Below are 635 nucleotides of genomic sequence, written 5' to 3'. Positions count from 1 at the left end.
CGATGGCGGCGACGGTGCCGGTAACGCCCTTGGCCTCGACGCGGTAGCCGACGTTGAAGTCCGGGTCGCGGAGGAGGTAGACGCCCGCCACGGTGTCCTCGATCATCTCGGAGAGCGCGTAGGAGACGCCGAGGGCGATGAAGCCGACGGCGGTGCCGAGGCTCGCAGCGATGTCGCCCATGCCGAGCACCTTCAGGAAGGTGAGCGCGACGCCGAACCAGAGGAAGACGGCGACGAGCATGACGATCAGGTCGCCGACCAGTTTGCGGTCGCCGACGTACAGCCGCTCGATCGACGATCGGACCAGCGCGAGGGCGATCCGCACCACCGCGTACGCCAGCGCGAGGAAGATCACCCCCGAGAGCAGCCGCGGAATCGCGACGGTCAGCCCCTCGACGAAGTTCGAAAGCGAGCGGGAGACGAGCGACGATATCTGCGTCATGCCGAACCGCACGCGGCCGAGGGTGGAAAAGGCGAGGAGGGCGCCGGCTCAGTTCGCGTCCGTCTCGGAGGTGAACACGCCGTCGAGGTCGACGCTCGGGTCGCGCCGGGGCTCCGTCTCTCGTCCCGACCGCTCGTCCGGGGCGCGGGTCCGCGCGCGGCGCATCAGGACCTCGTGCGTGTCCCGCGACTCC

Annotated in this window: 1 protein-coding gene; it reads right to left on the bottom strand. The window is 69.8% G+C overall.

Going from position 1 to position 635, the window contains the following annotated elements; all coding sequences use genetic code 11:
* Positions 1 to 442, bottom strand: a 442-nt coding sequence (locus tag DVK07_RS20530; RefSeq protein WP_121598588.1) for a mechanosensitive ion channel domain-containing protein, incomplete at its 3' end; no start/stop codon positions are given.
* Positions 443 to 635: the final 193 nt, after the last annotated feature.

The sequence above is a fragment of the Halorubrum sp. Atlit-26R genome (assembly GCF_003666015.1).
In the GTDB taxonomy this organism is placed as follows: Archaea; Halobacteriota; Halobacteria; order Halobacteriales; family Haloferacaceae; genus Halorubrum.
This window is presented reverse-complemented; position numbering and strand designations above follow the sequence as displayed.